This is a genomic window from Salipiger thiooxidans, assembly GCF_900102075.1.
GTDB classification, from domain to species: domain Bacteria; phylum Pseudomonadota; class Alphaproteobacteria; order Rhodobacterales; family Rhodobacteraceae; genus Salipiger; species Salipiger thiooxidans.
On the sequence record NZ_FNAV01000007.1, the window covers coordinates 164894 to 182818 of the forward strand.

General features: G+C 68.7%; 14 protein-coding genes. 4 read left to right on the forward strand and 10 right to left on the reverse strand.

The genetic code is table 11. From position 1 onward, the window contains the following. Positions 1-2 precede the first annotated feature (2 nt). Positions 3-2114, forward strand: a complete 2112-nt coding sequence (locus tag BLQ77_RS12285; protein ID WP_089959476.1) for a hydantoinase/oxoprolinase family protein — start codon at positions 3-5, stop codon at positions 2112-2114. Continuing rightward, positions 2111-3775 carry a hydantoinase B/oxoprolinase family protein gene (locus tag BLQ77_RS12290; protein WP_089959479.1) on the forward strand — a complete coding sequence of 555 codons (1665 nt, stop codon included), beginning with the start codon at positions 2111-2113 and terminating at the stop codon, positions 3773-3775. The genes BLQ77_RS12285 and BLQ77_RS12290 overlap by 4 nt, the downstream gene beginning before the upstream one ends. 357 nt (positions 3776-4132) lie before the next feature. On the opposite strand, the gene BLQ77_RS12295 is transcribed toward BLQ77_RS12290, so the two are convergent. The 6 genes from BLQ77_RS12295 to BLQ77_RS12320 form a co-directional block, all read right to left on the reverse strand. After that, complete coding sequence (locus BLQ77_RS12295; protein WP_165617085.1) at positions 4133-4900, reverse strand: TIGR02186 family protein; 768 nt, start codon at positions 4898-4900, stop codon at positions 4133-4135. Then, on the reverse strand, positions 4897-5802 hold the full coding sequence (locus BLQ77_RS12300) for a sulfite exporter TauE/SafE family protein (RefSeq protein ID WP_008888059.1): 906 nt from the start codon (positions 5800-5802) through the stop codon (positions 4897-4899). The genes BLQ77_RS12295 and BLQ77_RS12300 overlap by 4 nt, the downstream gene beginning before the upstream one ends. A 19-nt stretch (positions 5803-5821) precedes the next feature. Continuing rightward, positions 5822-7297 carry a tripartite tricarboxylate transporter permease gene (locus BLQ77_RS12305; protein ID WP_089959485.1) on the reverse strand — a complete coding sequence of 492 codons (1476 nt, stop codon included), beginning with the start codon at positions 7295-7297 and terminating at the stop codon, positions 5822-5824. A 21-nt stretch (positions 7298-7318) separates the two neighbouring features. After that, complete coding sequence (locus BLQ77_RS12310) at positions 7319-7810, reverse strand: tripartite tricarboxylate transporter TctB family protein (protein ID WP_089959488.1); 492 nt, start codon at positions 7808-7810, stop codon at positions 7319-7321. Positions 7811-7832: 22 nt separating this feature from the next. After that, on the reverse strand, positions 7833-9314 hold the full coding sequence (locus BLQ77_RS12315) for a sulfatase-like hydrolase/transferase (RefSeq protein WP_242661702.1): 1482 nt from the start codon (positions 9312-9314) through the stop codon (positions 7833-7835). 70 nt (positions 9315-9384) lie between these two features. Next, entirely contained in the window at positions 9385-10362 is a 978-nt protein-coding gene (locus BLQ77_RS12320) for a Bug family tripartite tricarboxylate transporter substrate binding protein (protein WP_089959492.1), read from the reverse strand. A 124-nt stretch (positions 10363-10486) separates the two neighbouring features. On the opposite strand from BLQ77_RS12320, the gene BLQ77_RS12325 reads away from it, so the two are divergent. After that, on the forward strand, positions 10487-11374 hold the full coding sequence (locus BLQ77_RS12325; protein WP_089959494.1) for a LysR family transcriptional regulator: 888 nt from the start codon (positions 10487-10489) through the stop codon (positions 11372-11374). Between the two features lie 8 nt (positions 11375-11382). On the opposite strand, the gene BLQ77_RS12330 is transcribed toward BLQ77_RS12325, so the two are convergent. The 4 genes from BLQ77_RS12330 to BLQ77_RS12345 all read right to left on the reverse strand — a co-directional run bounded on the left by BLQ77_RS12330 (position 11383) and on the right by BLQ77_RS12345 (position 15979). Next, positions 11383-12867: a tripartite tricarboxylate transporter permease gene (locus BLQ77_RS12330; protein WP_008888193.1), complete on the reverse strand. Its 1485-nt coding sequence runs from the start codon at positions 12865-12867 to the stop codon at positions 11383-11385. 10 nt (positions 12868-12877) lie between these two features. After that, a complete protein-coding gene (locus tag BLQ77_RS12335) occupies positions 12878-13366 on the reverse strand; it encodes a tripartite tricarboxylate transporter TctB family protein (RefSeq protein ID WP_089959496.1) in 489 nt (162 codons plus the stop codon). Between the two features lie 79 nt (positions 13367-13445). Continuing rightward, positions 13446-14435 (reverse strand): Bug family tripartite tricarboxylate transporter substrate binding protein, encoded by a 990-nt coding sequence (locus tag BLQ77_RS12340; protein WP_008888057.1) that lies wholly within the window; start codon positions 14433-14435, stop codon positions 13446-13448. 14 nt (positions 14436-14449) lie between these two features. After that, complete coding sequence (locus tag BLQ77_RS12345; protein WP_089959498.1) at positions 14450-15979, reverse strand: sulfatase; 1530 nt, start codon at positions 15977-15979, stop codon at positions 14450-14452. 100 nt (positions 15980-16079) lie between these two features. Between BLQ77_RS12345 and BLQ77_RS12350 the strand changes: the two genes are divergently transcribed. Then, positions 16080-17015, forward strand: a complete 936-nt coding sequence (locus BLQ77_RS12350; RefSeq protein ID WP_089959501.1) for a LysR family transcriptional regulator — start codon at positions 16080-16082, stop codon at positions 17013-17015. Positions 17016-17925 lie beyond the last annotated feature (910 nt).

Sequence of the window (17925 nt, forward strand, 5' to 3'; positions counted from 1 at the left end):
CCATGACCGGAAAGCTGCGCATCGCCGCGGACATCGGAGGCACCTTCACCGATGTCGCACTCATCCGCGCCGACAGCACCATCGCCACGCGCAAGGTCTCGTCGACACCCGACGACTACGCCCGCGGCGTAGCCGAAGGCATCCTCGAGCTGGTCGAGGTCGAGGCTTTGTCGCCCGACGAGATCGGCGAGGTCATGCACGCCTGCACCGTGGCCACCAACGCCATTCTCGAGGGCAAGGGCGCGAAGACCGCGCTGATCACCACCGAGGGCTTCCGCGACGTGCTCGAGATGCGCCGCATCCGGGTGCCGCGGCTTTACGATCCGCTCTACGAGAAGCCCCCCGCACTGTCCCCGCGCAAGTGGCGCTACGAGGTCACAGAGCGGCTCGACCACAAGGGCAACGTGCTGACCGCGCTCGACGAGGCCAGCGTGCTCGAGGCGATCGGCCGGATCCGCGACAGCGGCGTCGAGGCGGTGGCGGTGTGCCTGCTGCACTCCTACGCCAACCCCGCGCACGAGCGGCGCATCGGCCAACTGCTCGCCGAGCACCTGCCGGGGATGTATGTCTCGCTCTCGGTCGACGTGCTGCCCGAGATCCGCGAGTACGAGCGGACCTCGACCACCGTGATCAACTCCTTCGTCGGCCCGCCGGTGAAGACCTACCTCGACTCGCTGCGCGACCGGCTGGCGGCGGCCAGGCTGCCCTCGCAATTCTTCATGATGCACTCGGCGGGCGGGATCGTGGACAGCCGTACCGTGGTCGCCAAGCCCGCGCAGATCGTCGAATGCGGCCCGGCGGCGGGCGTGATCGGGGCACGGGCGGTGATGCTCGAGGCCGGCTTCACCGACGCCATCACCTTCGACATGGGCGGCACCACCGCCAAGGCCTCGCTGATCGAGGGCGGCGCGCTGATCCGGGCCGACGACTACGAGGTCGGCGGCGGCATCTCGCTGTCGTCGAAGCTCGCCAAGGGCGGCGGCTACGCGCTGAAACTGCCGGTGATCGACATTTCCGAGGTCGGCGCCGGCGGCGGCTCCATCGTCTGGCAGGACCGGGCGGGGGCGCTCAAGGTCGGGCCGCACAGCGCGGGCGCCTATCCGGGCCCCGCCTGCTACGGCACCGGCGGCACCGAGCCCACGGTCACCGACGCCAACATGGTTCTGGGCTTCCTCAACCCCGAGGCGCTGGCCGGCGGCGCCGTGCCGGTGGACCCCGAACTCAGCCGCGCGGCGCTCGAGCGTGTGGTGGCGGGCCCGATGGGGATCGAGCTCGACCGTGCCGCGCATGGCGTGCACGAGCTGGTGTCGACAGTGATGACCCGCGCTGTGAAGTCGGTGACGACCTTTCGGGGCCTCGACCCGCGCGACTTCGCGATGATCGCCTTCGGCGGCAACGGCGGCATTCACTCGGTCTCGCTCGCCCGCTCGCTGGGAGTGCGCACGGTGATCGTGCCGCCGGGTGCGGGCGTGCTGTCGGCGCTGGGGCTGCTCTACGCCGATATCGAGACCTCGGCCTCCGCGGCGCTTCTCAGGAGGCTCGACGCGGTGGCGCCCGAGGCGGTGGCCGAGGGCTTTGCGGCGCTGGCCGCGCAGACCGCCGCCGAGCTTGGCCGCGAGATCGACACCGTCGAGCTGATCCACGAGGCCGACTTCCGCTATCGTGGGCAGGCCTTCGAGCTGACGCTGCCCTTCGCGGGCGGGCTGGCGCTGACCCCCGAGGCCACCGCCACGGCGCGCGAGGAGTTCGACGCCGCGCATGAACGCTCGTACGGCTACCGTCTGGCCGAGACCCCGGTCGAGATCGTCAGCCTGCGGGTCACCGCGCGGGTGCAGAAGGGGGCGGGCAGCCTGCCCGAGTACCGCCGCCGCGAGGCCGCGCCCGAGCGTCGTCGCAGTGTCTACTTCGGCCCCGAGTGGGGCCGCGTGGACACCGCCGTGATCAACCGCGCCGCCCTTCTGGCGGGCACCCGTCAGGGTCCTGCGATCATCGAGGAATACGAGGGCACCACCATCGTGCCGCCCGATTGCACCGCGGCGCTCGACGCCAAGGGCAACATCATCGTCACCCTGCCGGTGGCGGCAGAGATCACCGAAAAGGAGGCCGCCGAATGAGCCGGATCGACCCCATCCGCCTGGAGGTGATGAAGAACGCCTTCGACGCCATTGCCGACGAAATGGCCCTGATGCTGATGCGCGCGGCCTATTCGCCCATCGTGCGCGACAGCATGGACTACTCGACCGCGCTCTGCGACGCCGACGGCCAGACGCTGGCGCAGGGCGTGACCACGCCGATGCACCTCGGCAGCTTCTACGACGCGATGCAGCACCTGATGCAGCGCTACGAGGGCGACATCCACCCGGGCGACGTCTTCATCGGCAACGACCCCTACGTGGCGGCGGGCCAGCACCTGCCCGACATCTACATCGTCGAGCCGATCTTCCACGAAGGCAGGCTCGTCGCCTGGACCACGACGCTTGCGCACCACGCCGACGTGGGCGGCATCGTGCCCGGCTCGAACGCGCTCGGGGCCGAGGAGATCTACCAGGAAGGGCTGCGGCTGCCGTTCCTCAAGCTCTACGATCAGGGCGTGATGAACGCCGCGATCTGGGAGATCATCGGCCTCAACGTCCGCGTCCCCGAGATGGTGTACGGTGACCTGCGCGCGCAGATGGCGGCCAGCCACGCCGGGCGGCGGTCGTTCCTCGAGCTGGTGGCGCGGCACGGCATCGAAGACGTGCTGGCCTGCGCGCACGAGCTCCACGATTACGCCGAGCGCCTCGGCCGGGCCGAGATCCGCGACCTGCCGAACGGGACCTACCATTTCACCGACCACCTCGACGGGCTGGGCGAGAACCCCGAGCCCATCGTCATCCAGATCGCGCTGACCATCCACGACGACACCATCAGCGTCGATTTCGCGGGCTCCTCGCCGCAGGTGAAGGGGGGCGTCAACACGCCGATCCCGTTCACCAAGGCCTCGGTCTACACGGCGCTGCGCTCGGTCATGCTGTCGGACGTGCCGAACTGCCACGGCTTCGAGCGTGTCGTGACGGTCACCGCGCCCAAGGGCACGGTGGTGAACTCGGTACACCCGGCGCCCTGCGGCGCGCGGGGCATCACCGGCTACCGCATCATCGACGCCATGTTCGGCGCGCTGGCACAGGCGCTGCCTGACCGGGTGACGGCGGACGGCATGGGCGGCTCGACGGTGCCGACCTTCGCGGGCTACGAGGACGGGCGCGCCTTCGTCTTCTCGGAAACCGTGATGGGCACATGGGGCGCGACCTCGGCCCATGACGGGCAGGTGGGCGTCCCGCACATGGGCGCCAACCAGGCCAACGTGCCGGTCGAGATGATCGAGGCCTCCTACCCGCTGCGCATCCGCCGCTACGGCATCGTGCAGGACACCGGCGGCGCCGGGCGTCACCGAGGCGGGCCGTCGTTCATCCGCGAATACGAGTACCTCGGCGAGACCGAGGGCGTGATGTCGCTGCGCTCGGACAAGCGGGATTTCCTGCCACACGGGCTTTACGGCGGGTCCGAGGGCACCGGGCCGGTCAACATCCTGATCCGCGACGGCATCGAGACGATGCTGCCGGTGCTGGTAACCCAGCCCTACGCGATGAAGAAGGGCGACGTGTTCCGCCATATCTCGCCCTCGGGCGGCGGCTTCGGCCCGGCGGCGGAGCGCCCCGAAGCCGAGGTGCGCAGCGATCTCGAGGCGGGGCTGATCTCGGAAGAGGTCGCACGGCGGGACTTCGGCCTGGTCTGAGCTCCGCGCCGGGCCCCTGTCGGGCCCGGTGTCGCGACCCCTGCGGGGCGCGTGCAGAATGGAGAGCGGGACATCGGCCTTCAGCTTCGGGGCCGGACCGCCCGGTCACGGTGAACTGCATCGCGCCGGGGCGTCTCGAGAGCCCAGATCCACGAGCGCCTGCATCCGAGCCAGGCCTCGCGCGAGGCCTGTATTGCGGCGCATATCGCCGCGGGCCGCTTCGGTGCGGCGGACGAGGGGACGAGGGCGCGGCGGTGATCTGCTTCCTTGCCTGCGCGCCCGTGCGCTGCGTCACGGGCGTCACCCTCCGGGTGGACGGCGGCACCATGCGGACGTCGTCCTGAGGCGACTGGGCCGTCAGCGCCGGTTGAAGATCACCGCCGCCAGCCAGCCCGCGAGCAGCGCGATCAGCGACGCCGCGATGCCGTAAAGCAGACCGTAATCCTGCGCGGCCCGGTAGATCAGCCGCTGTACCGAACTCTTGCGCACTGGCAGGTCCACGTCGGAGCGGCTGAGCACCAGCCCGTCCTTCAGCAGGAACACCCGCACGTCGTAGGTGCCGGGCACGAGGCTCACCGGCAGCGGGATCCGCGCCTCGAAGAGCACGCCCTCGGTGAGCTCGACGATGCCTTCCTCGAGCGTGATGCGGTGGCTGTCAGCCGTGATCCGGTGCATCGCGTCGATGTAGAGCTGGGTTTCCTCCTCGGTTCCGAGACCGGTGGGGGCGGGGATGTAGGTGCTGGGCGCGATGCCGTGGCGCAGGTTCTCGACCGGGTCGACGATCTCGTCCAGCGGGCCGGAACTGGCGACGGTGTAGAAGCTGGGCATCCACGCGAACTGGGCTTCGCCGGTGAACACCCAGATGCCCGCGACCTGCTCCTTCTGGCGAAGGGTGGCGCGGCCGGGCGGACCGGTGACGGTGATCACCACGTCGTAGTCGCCGGGCGTGCCGCCGGCGGGGGCGCCGAAGATCAGCAGCTCGGCGCCGTGGAAGCCGGTGTTGATCTCGACCTCGTCAAGGCTGAGCGCGAAGGTGGCGCGGGGCGGCTCGGGCGCGTCGTCGGCGGCGATAGCGGGCACGGGCGAAAGCGCCAGCGCGAGGAGAAGCGCCGCGGCGCGCCTCACCGCGTTGCCTCCCAGAAGAGCGCGAAGGGCTCGGACGGCATGCGGATCAGGTCGACCGCGACCTTGGCGCTGACCGCGAGCACGAGGATCGAGAGCAGGATGCGCACCTGCTCGCCGCGCAGCCGGGCGCCGAAGCGGGTGCCGATCTGTGCGCCCACCACGCCGCCCACCAGCAGCAGCAGCGCCAGCACGATGTCGACCGTGTGGTTGGTAGCCGAGTGCATCACGGTGGTGAAGACCGACACGAAGGTGATCTGGAAGAGCGAGGTGCCGACCACGACCTTGGTGGGCATCTTCAGCAGGTAGATCATCGCGGGCAGCATGATGAAGCCGCCGCCGACGCCCATGATCGCCGCGAGCACCCCGCAGAGCACCCCCACCAGCAGCGGCGGGATGGCCGAGATGTAGAGCCCCGAGGTGCGGAACTTCATCTTGAGCGGCCAGCCCTGTCCCCAGCCGTGGCGGCGCCTGCGGGGCTTGCGGGTGCCGCGCAGGGCGTTGAGGCTCTCGAAGAACATCATCGCGCCGATGAAACCGAGGAAGACCACGTAGAAGAGCTGCACCGCGAGGTCGATCTGCCCCAGCGAGCGCAGGAAGGCGAAGAGCCAGACCCCCAGCGTCGATCCCGCGAGGCCCCCCAGCAAGAGCACCGTCCCCATCCGGATGTCGAGCGTCTTGCGGCGCCAGTGGGCCAGCGCTCCGGAACAGGACGAGGCGACGATCTGCACCGCCTGCGTCGAGACTGCCACTGCGGGCGGAATGCCGATGAAGAACAGCAGTGGGGTCAGGATGAAGCCGCCGCCGACTCCGAACAGGCCCGACATGATCCCGACGACTCCGCCCAGTCCCACGATGAGGAACAGGTTCACCGGAATTTCGGCTACGGGGAGATAAATGTGCATCCTGCCCTTGCCTGAGTGGTCACATCTTCCTGGAGAGGACCATTACCAGCAGGCCCACGATGCACAACCCGAGAAAGGCCGCAGAGATTGGGGATGTGACGAAGGTGCTGAAGTCTCCGCGCGAGAGCAGCAGCGCGCGGCGGAAGTTCTCTTCCATCATCGGCGACAGGATGAAGGCCAGCACCAGCGGCGCCGGCGGAAAGCCGAGCCGCGCCATGATCAGGCCGAAGATCCCGAAACCCAGCACCAGGTAGATGTCGACCACCGAGGAGTTGATCGAGTAGACGCCGATCGACACGAGCACCAGGATGATCGGGAAGAGCGCGTTGTAGGGCACCTGCAGAAGCCGGGTCCAGATCCCCACGAAGGGGATGTTGAGCAGCACCAGCAGCAGGTTGCCGACGAAGAAGCTGACCACGAGCCCCCAGAACATCGTCGGGTTCTCGGCGATGAAGGTGGGTCCCGGCGTGATGCCGTGGATCATCAGCGCGCCGATCATCACCGCCATCACCGCGTCGCCGGGCACGCCCAGCGTCAGCGTCGGGATGAAGGCCGCCTGCGCGGTGGCGTTGTTGGCGCTTTCCGGCGCGGTCAGCCCCTCGATCCTGCCCTTGCCGAAGAGCTGCGGCACGCGGCTCAGGCGCAGCTCGACCGCGTAGGCCATGAACGAGGCCATGGCGGCGCCGGCGCCGGGCAGGATGCCCGCCACCGCGCCGATGGCCGAACCGCGGCCCATGGCGGGGACGGACCGGCGCCATTCCTCGCGGGTGGGCAGCATGGTGGAGAAGGTGAAGCGCTCGAAGCTGGTCGAGTGGCTGCGCATCGCGATGGTCGAGATGATCTCGGAGACGCCGAAGACGCCCATTGCGACCGCCACGATGTTGAGCCCGTCGGCAACCGCGGGCAGGCCGAAGGTGAAGCGGAAGATGCCCGAGGTGACGTCCTGCCCGACGATGCCGAGGATCAGCCCGATCACCACCATCGAGAGCGATTTCAGCATGTCGGAGCCGCCCACGGCGGCGGCGGCAAAGAGCGCGAAGACCATGAGCGAGAAATACTCGGCTGCGCCGAACTCGAGCGCGAAGCGGGCCAGCACCGGCGCAAAGGCCGCGACGAGCACGATGCCCACCATCGAGCCCACCAGCGAGGCGATGGCGGTCATGAAGAGTGCCACCGAGGCGCGGCCGTTCCTGGCCATCGGGTAGCCCTCGAGGCAGGTGACGGCGGCGGCGGGCGTGCCCGGCAGGTTCAGCAGGATCGAGGCGGTCGAGCCGCCGTATTGCCCGCCGTAGTAGATCCCCGCGAGCATGATGATCGCCTCGGAGGGCTCGATGTAGAAGGTCAGCGGCAGCAGCATGGCGATGGCGGGCAGCGGCCCGATGCCGGGCAGCACGCCCACGACCATGCCGAGGCTGACGCCGATGAAGCAGTAAAAGATGGCCGACCAGCTCAGCGCGATGCTGGCGCCGTCCGCGAGGTTTGAGAGAAGTTCCATGACGCCTGTCTCAGTCCTGTCTCAGTAGAGCTTGAAGGGAAGGCCGAAGCCGAGCACGAAGATCACCCAGGCGCCGACCGGCGCCAGCAGCGCGATCACCACGAGCCGCCTGAGGTCGGGCTTTTCCGCCGCAAGTCCCGAGATCAGCACCAGCGCGAAGGTCGCGATCAGCAGGCCGGCGGTCTCGAGCAGCGCCGCGAAGGCCGCGATGCCGAGCGGCACCAGCAGCATCGGCCGCAGCCGGTGCCAGCGCTCGGCCCAGTCGAGGGTCTCGGGCACGGGCGTCTCGGCCTCGTCGCTGCGCACCGGGAACAGCCCCTGCAGCAGCGTGATCGCCAGCCCCAGCAGGATCGCGCCGGCGCCGAGGAGCATCGGGAAGAAGCCCGCGTCCATGCGGCGCAACGACCCGATGCCGTAGCCGAGCGAGGTCACGGTGACGGCGATGCCGATGGCCAGCATGATGGCACCGGAGATCAGCCCGCCCGGATCCGGGGCAAAGGTCCTGCGTGTCATGTCGTTCCTCCCGTGGTCGTGCTCAGGCCGATCCCACCGCGACCGCCGGGTCGCTGGCCGGAACCTGCGGATAGTGAAAGCCGCGCTGCCCGGACAGCCCGCGATTGTCGGGGGTGGTGTCAGCGGGTTCGGGCAGACCCACGAAGCGGTCGCCGTCCACCATCTCGAGATCGCTGCCGTAGAGATGGCCGCGCAGCAGCGCCTTGAGCCGGTCCAGCGTCTCGGCCTGCGCCGGGTCGGCGGCAAGGTCATGGCCTTCGCGCGGGTCCTCCATCATGTCGAAGAGCTGGAAGCGGTTGCCGGCGGGGTACCAGATCAGCTTGTGCTGGCGGTCCCGGATCATCCGCGTCGCCTTTGCGCCGGACTGGCTCTCGCCGTAGAGGTGGTCGCGGGTGTCGGGCGCCAGCAGCGAGCAGCCCTCGACGCCCTCGGGGATGGCCACCCCCGCCATATCGAGCATCGTGGGCATGAGGTCATGCAGCGCCACGAGCCTGTCGCTGGTGGCATTGCGCCCGATGCGGTCGTGCGTGCGGGTGTCGATGACCAGGAGCGGCACGTTGGCCGAGGCGTCGTACATCAGCCGCTTGCCGAACATGCCGTGGTCTCCCAGCATGTCGCCGTGATCCGAGCAGAAGACGATGATCGTGTTGTCGAGGATGCCCTCCTCGCGCAGCGTGCCGATCAGCAGCCGGATCTGGTGGTCGATGTGGGTGCAGAGCGCGTAGAACGCCCGACGGGTGTCGGCGAGCTGCTCGGGCGGCAGCGTCGCGTAGTAGCCCCGGACCGAGCGCAGGAGCGCCGGCATCGCCGCGGTCTCTGCCGACCAGTCGCTCTCCAGCGGCGCGGCGACGCTGCGCCTTGCGTAGCGGTCGAAGTAGCGCTGCAGCGGCACCAGCGGCGGGTGCGGGTGGGTGTAGGAGACGTGCCAGAAGCCGGGCCGCGTGGGGTCGCGGCGCCGGATCTGCCGCGCGGCGGTGCGCGTGGTCCAGTTGGTCACGTGCAGGTCGTCGGCAAGGTGCCAGGTGTTCCAGCCGTATTCGTTGTTGCTCATGCCGTGGGCGAATTGCTCGCCCGGGTGGCCGGCGTCGGCGAGGGACATCTCGTAATCGTCGGGACCGCCGAGGTGGCCACGGCCTTCCTCGGCCAGCAGCGCGTCGTCAAAGCCGATGCGGTCGCGGGGCGGGTAGACGTGCAGCTTGCCGATGGCGCCGGTCTGGTAGCCCGCGGCAGAGAAGGTCCCGGCCAGCGTCCGGGCCTTGGCGGGCATGCGCAGCGCAGGCTGGAAATCGCGGTCGCCGTGGCCGCGCGCGGTGAGGCCTGTCATCATCGAGCGGCGCGAGGGGATGCAGATCGGCGTTTCGGCATAGCAGTTGCGGTAGAGCGTGCCGGAACGCGCCAGCATGTCGAGCGTCGGGGTCTCTATGTCGGGATGGCCCATGCAGCCCAGCAGGTGTGCGGGCCACTGGTCCACGGTGACGAAAAGGACATGCGGTTGATCGGACATCATCCACCTCGGGTAATCGGTACGTTCTTGGAAGGCGGGCGCCGGATCGTCCGGCGCCCGCGGGGCGGGCTCAGTTGCGGCTGGCGCCCGACATCTCGACCAGCTCGCCGAGTGTGCCGGCCTGCTCGGTCACGAAGGCGGTGAAGTCCTCGGGGCTGCCGCCGACAAGGCCGATGTTCAGCGCTTCGAAGCGTTCCCGGATGTCGGGGCGGCCGAGGATCTCGTCCAGCGCGCCGTTGACCGTCTCGATGATCTCGGGGTCGGTGCCCTTGGGCGCCATGATCCCGTGCCACGATGTGTAGACCATGTCGACGCCCTGTTCCCTGACCGTGGGCACGTCGGGCAGGGCGGCGACCCGCTCTTCCGAGGTGACCGCGAGCGCGCGCAGGGTGCCGTCCTTGATCATCGGCACCACCGTGCCGTCGATCATCACGCCGACCTCGCCGCTCATCAGCGCGGTGCGTGCGGGGGCCGAGCCCTGGTAGGGAATGTGCAGCGCCTCGATGCCCGCGAGCGAGCGGAAGAGCTCGAAGGCGAGGTGCTGCGCGGTACCGACACCGGCGGAGGCGTAGTCGATATACTCGGGGTCCTCCTTGGCGCGGGCAATCAGGTCGGGCAGGTCCGCGACCTCTTCCAGACGGGGGCCGACCGCCATCACCAGCGGGATCGAGGTGATCTGGATCACCGGGTCGAAATCCTCGAGCGGGTCGTAGACGAGGTTGTCGTAGACGTGCGGGTTGATGCCCATGGTGGCGATGTCGCCGACCACGAGCGTATAGCCGTCGGGCTCGGCGCGCGAGGCTTCGCCCACGCCTACGGTGCCACCGGCGCCGCCGCGGTTCTCGATCACCACGGGCTGGCCCAGCACTTCGGAGAGCGGCTCTGCGAGGGTGCGCGCGATCAGGTCGGTGTTCCCGCCCGGCGGGTAGGGCACGATGATGTTGACGGGCTGTTGCGGCCAGCCGTCCTGCGCGAGGGCGGGCGCGGCGGACAGGCCGAACGCGGCGGTTCCGGCCAGCATCAGGGCACGACGGGTGATGGTGAGCATTCGGGTCAAGGGGTCCTCCTCCTTCGGTCGACGGTCCAGAGTGTGGGTCTGGATGGAACTGATAAGTGTTGTCAGGGATACCTAATTGGGAAATAAGCGATGCTTATCATTCGGCGGAGGCACCATGGACACGGGACAGATGCGGGCGATCGTCGTGCTGGCCGAAGAGCTGCACTTCGCCCGCGCCGCGCGCATTCTCGGGATCAGCCAGCCGGCGCTGTCGCAGAAGATCCAGCGCGTCGAGACCGAGATCGGCATGACGCTGTTCGACCGGGGCCAGCGGCACGTGTCGCTGACCCCCGCGGGCAGGGCGCTGGTGGCCGACCTGCCCGAGCTTCTGACCCGTATCGACACGGTGCTGGCACGGGCCGGGCGCATCGCCCGTGGTGACGAGGGCTTCCTGCGCGTGGGCTTCATCGAGAATGCCAGCTTCCACCTCGTTCCCCATGTCATCACCCGGCTGCGGCGGCGCTTTTCCAATGCGCAGGTCGAGCTGGTCGAGATGATCTCGCCCGACATTCCCGACGCGCTGGCACGCGGTGACATCGACGTGGCGCTGACCCGGCCTTTGCCCACCGACACACTGCGCGCACACGAGGTGATGCGCGAGCGGTACTACGTGGCGCTGTCGGACGGCGACCCGCTGGTACGGCAGGAGACGGTGCCGGTGCGGGCGCTCTGCGAGATGACCTTCATCGCTGCGGCGGGGCGCAAGTCGTCCTACCTGCGCGGCCAGTTCGCAGCACTGTTCGAGCGCCACGGCTTCCGGCTCGGTATCGGGCAGGAGGTCAACCAGCTGCCGGCGATCATCGCGCTGGTGGCGGCGGGGGGCGGCTTCACCATCCTGCCGCGCTCGGCCACCGGGCTGTCGATCCCCGGCGTCTGCTACCGCCCGATCCGCGACGCGGACGCGCCCGAGGCAGTGCTGCACGCCTGCAGTCGCGAGCATGACACCAACCCGCTGGTGCAGGCTTTCTTCGCCTTCGCGCTTGAGCTGCGCGGCCAGGGATAGGGCCCGGCTCAGCGGGCCTTGCGCGGGCGCAGCGTGGTGACGGTCACGTAGACCAGCATCACCGCCGCGATGGCGAGGATCGTCGCGCTGATCGGGCGCTCGAGGAAGATCATCGGCCCGTCGCGCGACAGCAACAGCGCCCGGCGGAAGTTATTCTCGAGCACCGGCCCGAGGATCATGCCGATGATGATCGGAGCCAGCGGGTAGCTGGCCTTGCGCAGCACGTAGCCGATGCACCCGAAGGCCAGCATCACCCAGAGGTCGAAGACCGAGTTTTGCAGCGCGTAGGTGCCCATGGTCGAGAGCAGCAGCACCAGCGGCAGCAGCCAGGCCTTTGGCACCTTGAGCACGGTGCCGAAGAACGGCACCAGCAGGATGCCCAGCACGATCAGCACCACGTTGCTGGCGAGGTAGGCGAGGAAGATCCCGCCCGCCACGTCGGCGTGGTACTGGAAGAGCTCGGGGCCGGGGAAGAAGCCGAGCAGGAACAGCGCACCCAGCAGCACCGCGGTCGAGGCGTCGCCCGGGATGCCCAGCGACAGCGTCGGGATCAGCGCGCCGCCGCAGGTGCCGTTGTTGGCGGCCTCGGTGGCCACGACCCCGCCCTCGGCACCCTCACCATAGCCGTCCTCTTCCGCAGCGAGACGCTTGGCCACCGCGTAGGAGACAAAGGCGCTGACGTCGCCGCCGGCGCCGGGAATGGCGCCGAGCCCGGTGCCCAGAAGGGCCGAGCGCACCACGTTCCAGCGGTGGTTCACGATCAGGCGCAGGGCGCGGAACGAGATCCGCAGCTTCTGGATCTGCGGCCGGTCACGGAAGTTGCCGCCCTCGACCTGCACGAAAAGCTCGGAAAGGGCGAAGAGCCCCACCACCACCGCGACGAGGTTGGGCCCCGAGGTCAGGTTGATGGTGCCGAAGGTGTAGCGGTAGGCTTGGGTGAACTCGTCGGTGCCGACGGTCGCCACCGCCAGCCCGAGCCCGCCCGCGAGCATGCCCTTGATGGCCGAGCCCTCGGAGACCACGGCGATGGTCAGCAGGCCGAGCAGCGCCATGGCGGCATATTCCGGCGGGGCGAATTTCAGCGCGAAATCGGCCAGCACCGGCGAGAAGAAGATCAGCACGATGCCCGCGACCAGACCGCCCAGAGACGAGGCGGTGATCGAGAGGCCGATGGCGTCCTGGCTGCGGCCCTTCTGGGCCAGCGGGTAGCCGTCGAAGAGCGTCGCCGCCGCCAGCGGCGTGCCGGGGATGCGCAGCAGGATCGCCGAGATCGAGCCACCGGCGGAGCCTCCGACATAGACGGCGATCAGCATGGCCATGGCGGGGATCGGCTCGAGGTGGAAGGCCACCGGCAGCAGCAGCACGATGCCCATGAGCGGCCCCAGCCCGGGCAGCACGCCGATGACGAGGCCGCCGATGATGCCGAGCACGGTCAGCAGGACCGAGGCGGCGGAAAAGTAGAGGGGTGCCCCCTCGAGCAGCAGGTCGAACACGGAAGCAGGCCTATCCGAAGAGGGTGAAGCTGAAGATGCCGAGCGGCAGGACCACGTTCAGCAGCCCTTCGAATACGGCCGCCACGAGCAGCGTGGCGGCGATGGCACCGGCGATGGCGGCAAGCGGGCTCAGCCCCAGCATCGCGAAGAGAACCGCCAGCAGGACCGGTGTCGTGAGATAGTAGCCGAGCCAGCCGAGGCACAGCAGGTAGACCACGAAGAGCCCCGTCGCGATCAGCGCGAGCCGCGTGGTCGCGGTGGGATCGAGCGGGGAGCGCTGCGAGATCTGGCCCGCGACGATGCGCAACGCATTGATCAGGCTCAGCGCCAGCAGGATCCACGCGATGATCGAGGGATAGGCCGCGGCGTTGGACATCGGCCCGCCCGAGGCCACGCCCTGATCGCTGAGCGAGGTCGCATTCTGCCAGAAGATCAGCAGCGGCACCGCGCCGATCAGGATCCAGGCAAGCCAGTCATAGGCATGTTCACGCAGCTTCATGACACTCTTCCGGTTGCGGCCAGGGCAGGACGGGCGGCGGCCGCAGCGTGCCGCCCGAATGCGCGTGCCGGGTGACGGGTCAGAGCCCGTTCAGGCGCTCGGTTTCCCAGTCGATGGCGGCCTGGCCGTGCTCGAGTTCGCCCGCGACGGCGCCGACGATCTCTTCGTACTGGTCAGGCGAGAAGCCGGTGGGCACGTAGCCCATGTCGAGCAGGCGCTGGCGCACGTCGTCCCGCTTGAGGGCTGCTTCCATGGCATCGCGCAGCTTGGTGACGACATCCTCGGGGGTGTCCTTGCGCACCAGCCACCAGTTCCAGCCCGAGGGGCTGAGGTTGGCCATGCCGATGTCGATGTCGAACGAGCCGACCAGCGGCGCGCCGCCGTAGGTGGCCGAGGCGTCCTCCATATCCGAGAGCACCGCAAGCACTTTCATGTCGTCCTTGTTGACGTTGTAGACGCCGGGGTTGGTGATCATGAAGTCGAGGATGCCGCCGCGCATGTCGCGCACCGCGATGTCGATCTCGGGGTAGGGCACGAGCTGGGCGATGGTGTCTGTGGCCATCAGCGTCGCGGCGCCGACCATGTGCGGGATGCCTCCGGCGACGCCGGGGGAGTAACGCAGGTCTCCCGGATTCTCCTTCATGTAGGCGATCAGGTCGGAGAGGTCGTTGAACCGGTCGTCATCCGCGCGCACGGCGATGGCGAAGCTGTTCGAGGTGGCGGACCACAGCGGGGTGAAGTCCTGGTAGGTCCAGTCGGCGTTGCCCTTCATCGGCTGGATCACCAGCGGGGCCACGTAGCCGTCGAACAGGGTATAGCCGTCGGCGTCGCGCGACATGGCGGTCTCGAAGGCCTTCACGCCGCCGGCGCCGGGGGTCGAGACCACCGAGATGTTCACGCCGAGCTCGTCGCCCATGGCGTCGGCGATCACCTGGCTCGCGGCCATGGTGGCCCCCGGTGCCCAGGGGTAGATGCTCTCGATGTTGCGCTCGGGGAATTCGGCCAGCGCGGGACCGGCCAGAACGGCGAGCCCAAGGGCCGCCGCGACGAGGCGAGATGTCAGGGTCATGAGGTTCCTCCCAATCATGCGGTTACTTCCAGTGCGATCCCGTACCAGCCATAGGTCTCTTCGGGGGCGTCATGCGCGCGGAATGCGGCTTCGGCCTCTGCCACGAGCCGGGCCTGAACCTCCGGATCGGTGACCGGCGCTTTCTGCGCCGGGTCGGTTCGGAGGTCGTAGAGCCGGGTCTCGGCGTCGTCGAACCCGAGACCGTCGTTCATCGGCACCCGCTTGGCATCGGGCAGGGCGTCGATCGCCATCAGCGGCACGCCCTTGGTAAAGTCGAAGCCCGGCACCATGGCGGCGGTCTTCAGCTCGGTGGTGGTGAAGGGCCCGGTCATGTGCTGCGGCGCGAGCGTGTATTCCCTGAGCCCCGGCGCGCGCCAGTCCACCGGGTAATGGTAGAGCGCATAACGGCCGTCGGCGATGCCCACCGGCCCGCCGAAGATCCCGAAGATGGCACTGTCGCGCACCTTCTCGGCCGTGCCCGCCAGCAGCGGCGCCAGGTCATGGGCGCGCACCTCGGGCGGCAGCTCGGCGCCGTGCAGCCCCAGCAGCGTCGGCATGATGTCCGGCGTCTGGGTGACGGCGCCGCAACGGCTGCCCGCCGCCTGCGGGTTGCGCGGGTCGTGGATCATCAGCGGGATGTGGCTGACTTCCTCGTAATACGGCATCCGGCATTTGCCCCACCAGCCGTGCTCGGACAGCAGGAAGCCGTGATCGGTCGACACCACGAGCGCGGTGTCCTTCCACATGTCATGGGCATCGAAATAGTCGAGCAGCCGGCCGAGATACTCGTCGCACATCGCCACGAGCGCGGCATAGTTGGCGCGGATCTCGTCGAGTTCGGTCGGACTCTCGGTGGCGCGGGCGTAGTAGGGCCAGTCCAGAGCGCCGCCCTCGTAGTCGGTCGGGAAGGCGTCGCGGAAGCGTTCGGGCGCGTGAAACGGCTCGTGCGGGTCGAAGCATTCGAGCATCAGCAGCCAGTCGTCGGCCGCGCGGTTGCGCTCGAGGAAGTCGAAACCCGCGGCAAAGCACTTGGGACCGGGGAAGTCGGCCTCGTCTTGCATCACCTCGCGGTTCACCATGTGCTGGAAGCGCTTGCTCGAGCGGTCGAGCGGGTAGTGCTTGTCCGAGAATTCCGCGCGGAACCTGTCGAGCGGCGGCGCGACCATCGGCACCCAGGGGTCGTATTCCTGCCCGCGGATGAATTCCCAGCTGTCGAAGCGGGTGTGGTAGCCGGCGCCGCCATCCTCGAAGTAATGCACGTGGTCTGTGATGAGGTGCGAGTAGACCCCCTTGTCGCGCAGCACGTCGGCAAAGGAGTTGTCGAAGGCTTCGAGCGGTCCCCATGACCGGTGCATGAAGTTCAGCCGGCCGGTGTGCAAATCGCGCCGCGCGGGCATGCAGGGCAGCGAACCGGCGTAATGTTGATCGAAGGTCACGGACCGTGCCGCAAGCCGGTCGAAGTTCGGCGTGGCAATGGCGTCGCCGCCATAGGCCCCGAGCGCCGTCCGGTTCAGGCTGTCGAAAAGTACGAAAACTGTGCGCATTGCCCCTCCAGTCCGCAGGAGAGCATGGACGAAGTGCGGTGATAGTGTAAAATAGATAAACCGCTGCCAAAGATAAATCTAATCTATCGAACTGGCCCTCATGTCGCCCTACGATGCCTTTCTGAGCCGCCGGCTGCTGCACTTTCTCGCCGCGGCGGACGCGGGCAACCTCCACCGCGCCGCCGAGACGCTGGGCCTGTCGCAGCCGGCGCTGACCGTGAGCCTGCGCAACCTCGAGCAGGAGATCGACGCCACGCTCTTCGAGCGCTCGGTGAAGGGGGTCACGCTGACCCCGGCGGGAGAGCTGTTCTACCGCCACGCCGGTGCCCTGCGCACCGCCTCGCGGCAGGCGCAGGATGAGCTGAAGGCGCTGCGCACCGGCGAGGCGGGCACGCTGCGGATCGGCGCCGGGGTGGCGTGGTCCGCGACGGTGCTGCCCGAGGTGCTGCGCGACATGCGGCGGGACTACCCGGGCCTCTCCATCGACCTGCTGACCGGGGTCGGAGACCAGCTGGCCATGCAATTCGCCGAGGGTCGGATCGACCTCTTGCTGGTGGCGGGCGGGTTGGCCGGGCAGCCGCTGGAGGATGCGCGGCGCGAGCAGCTGGTGACCCTGCCGATGGAACTGGTGGTGGCGCGCGATCACCCGCTGGTCGGGCAGGGGCCGGTCGGCGTGCGACAGATCGCGGGCTACGACTGGGTCGGCTTCGCCGATGACGACAGTTTCCTGCATCTTTCGGCGCTGCTGACCGCGCGCCACGGCCTCGCGCCGCCGCGGATGGCGATGCGGGCCAATTCGGTCGCCGCCCTCGGCACCTTCGTGCGCGGCACCGATGCGGTCATGGTGGTGATCTCGTCGCTGGCTTCGGCGATGTGCGACGAGACCCTCGTGACCCTGCCGCTGCAGGAGCCGCTCTGGGACATGCCGGTGAGCCTCTTCTGCCGCGAGCTGGTGGCGGGCCGCCCGGTGACGCTGGATTTCACCGAACGGCTGCGCCGTGCCATCGAGACCGTGGTCGCGCAGGGCCATGCCTGATTCCGTAAGCGCCCCCATGGGCGGCGCTCGGGCGCTCTCGGCGTGATCCGCGCGGGGCGCGTCTTGGTTGGTATATCCCGGCCTGCGACAAGGGTTCGGTCCGGACAGGTAAGGGTCGCGTTGCTCGGAGACTGTCGTTCTCAGCGGTCCTCGGGCACGGAGCCGCCTGTGATGGTCTGATGGACGGCGCCGGGCGGCCAGTTGCCGGAGGAGGCTCGGGCGGGGCCAGAGGTGCTTCAGCCGACATGATCGAAGGCCCGAGCAAACAGCCGCGGCACGTCGCGGAGAGGTCGATGCCGCATCAGAGGAGGGGAGGAGCGCGGCGACCCTCAGGGAGGAGGAGAGAGGGTCGCCGCTGATTTCCGGGGTTCAGGGAGGAGGAGAGAACCCCAGGAAACTTTGTGGCGCATCGCTGCGCCGTTGAGATCAAACTAGCCAATGCTGCATTGCAGAACAATGGTCAGGATCGCAGACCTGATTTGCGGTGAGCGCATGGCAAGGGACCTCGAGCCCTGCCGGGCGGCATCTGTTCCGGGAAAGGCGCCCTCAGCGCAGCTGACAGGTCGCAGGAGGACGATTCAGACTGACCGTTTTCGTCGACGCTGCCGCCCCGCAGATTCTTGCGGCGTTCAGGACTTCCATCGGCGGAGCCGAGATCTGCCGCAACATCGCGTCTGATGGGCTGCACAGGAAGTCTCTCAGCGGCCCGCCAAAGCCGGTCTCTCGTGCCGGACCAGCGGCCAAGGGGAGGCGGTGCAAAAGGCGCGGACACGGGGCCTTGCGGCATGGGGCTGACGGCCCAGAGCATCTGCCCAGATGTCCCGGGCCGGTTCACAAGGCCGCCTCTGCGCTCCCCACGCTCCCCCTCGGCAGCCTGTCACCGGCCCGGTTCCTCACCTGGGCGCGGTCT

Coding starts and splice junctions, on each gene's coding strand:
- BLQ77_RS12285 (WP_089959476.1), top strand. CDS start 3: ATGACCGGAAAGCTGCGCATCGCCGCGGACATCGGAGGCACCTTCACC.
- BLQ77_RS12290 (WP_089959479.1), top strand. CDS start 2,111: ATGAGCCGGATCGACCCCATCCGCCTGGAGGTGATGAAGAACGCCTTC.
- BLQ77_RS12300 (WP_008888059.1), bottom strand. CDS start 5,802: ATGCACATTTATCTCCCCGTAGCCGAAATTCCGGTGAACCTGTTCCTC.
- BLQ77_RS12305 (WP_089959485.1), bottom strand. CDS start 7,297: ATGGAACTTCTCTCAAACCTCGCGGACGGCGCCAGCATCGCGCTGAGC.
- BLQ77_RS12310 (WP_089959488.1), bottom strand. CDS start 7,810: ATGACACGCAGGACCTTTGCCCCGGATCCGGGCGGGCTGATCTCCGGT.
- BLQ77_RS12315 (WP_242661702.1), bottom strand. CDS start 9,314: ATGTCCGATCAACCGCATGTCCTTTTCGTCACCGTGGACCAGTGGCCC.
- BLQ77_RS12320 (WP_089959492.1), bottom strand. CDS start 10,362: ATGCTCACCATCACCCGTCGTGCCCTGATGCTGGCCGGAACCGCCGCG.
- BLQ77_RS12325 (WP_089959494.1), top strand. CDS start 10,487: ATGGACACGGGACAGATGCGGGCGATCGTCGTGCTGGCCGAAGAGCTG.
- BLQ77_RS12335 (WP_089959496.1), bottom strand. CDS start 13,366: ATGAAGCTGCGTGAACATGCCTATGACTGGCTTGCCTGGATCCTGATC.
- BLQ77_RS12340 (WP_008888057.1), bottom strand. CDS start 14,435: ATGACCCTGACATCTCGCCTCGTCGCGGCGGCCCTTGGGCTCGCCGTT.
- BLQ77_RS12345 (WP_089959498.1), bottom strand. CDS start 15,979: ATGCGCACAGTTTTCGTACTTTTCGACAGCCTGAACCGGACGGCGCTC.
- BLQ77_RS12350 (WP_089959501.1), top strand. CDS start 16,080: ATGTCGCCCTACGATGCCTTTCTGAGCCGCCGGCTGCTGCACTTTCTC.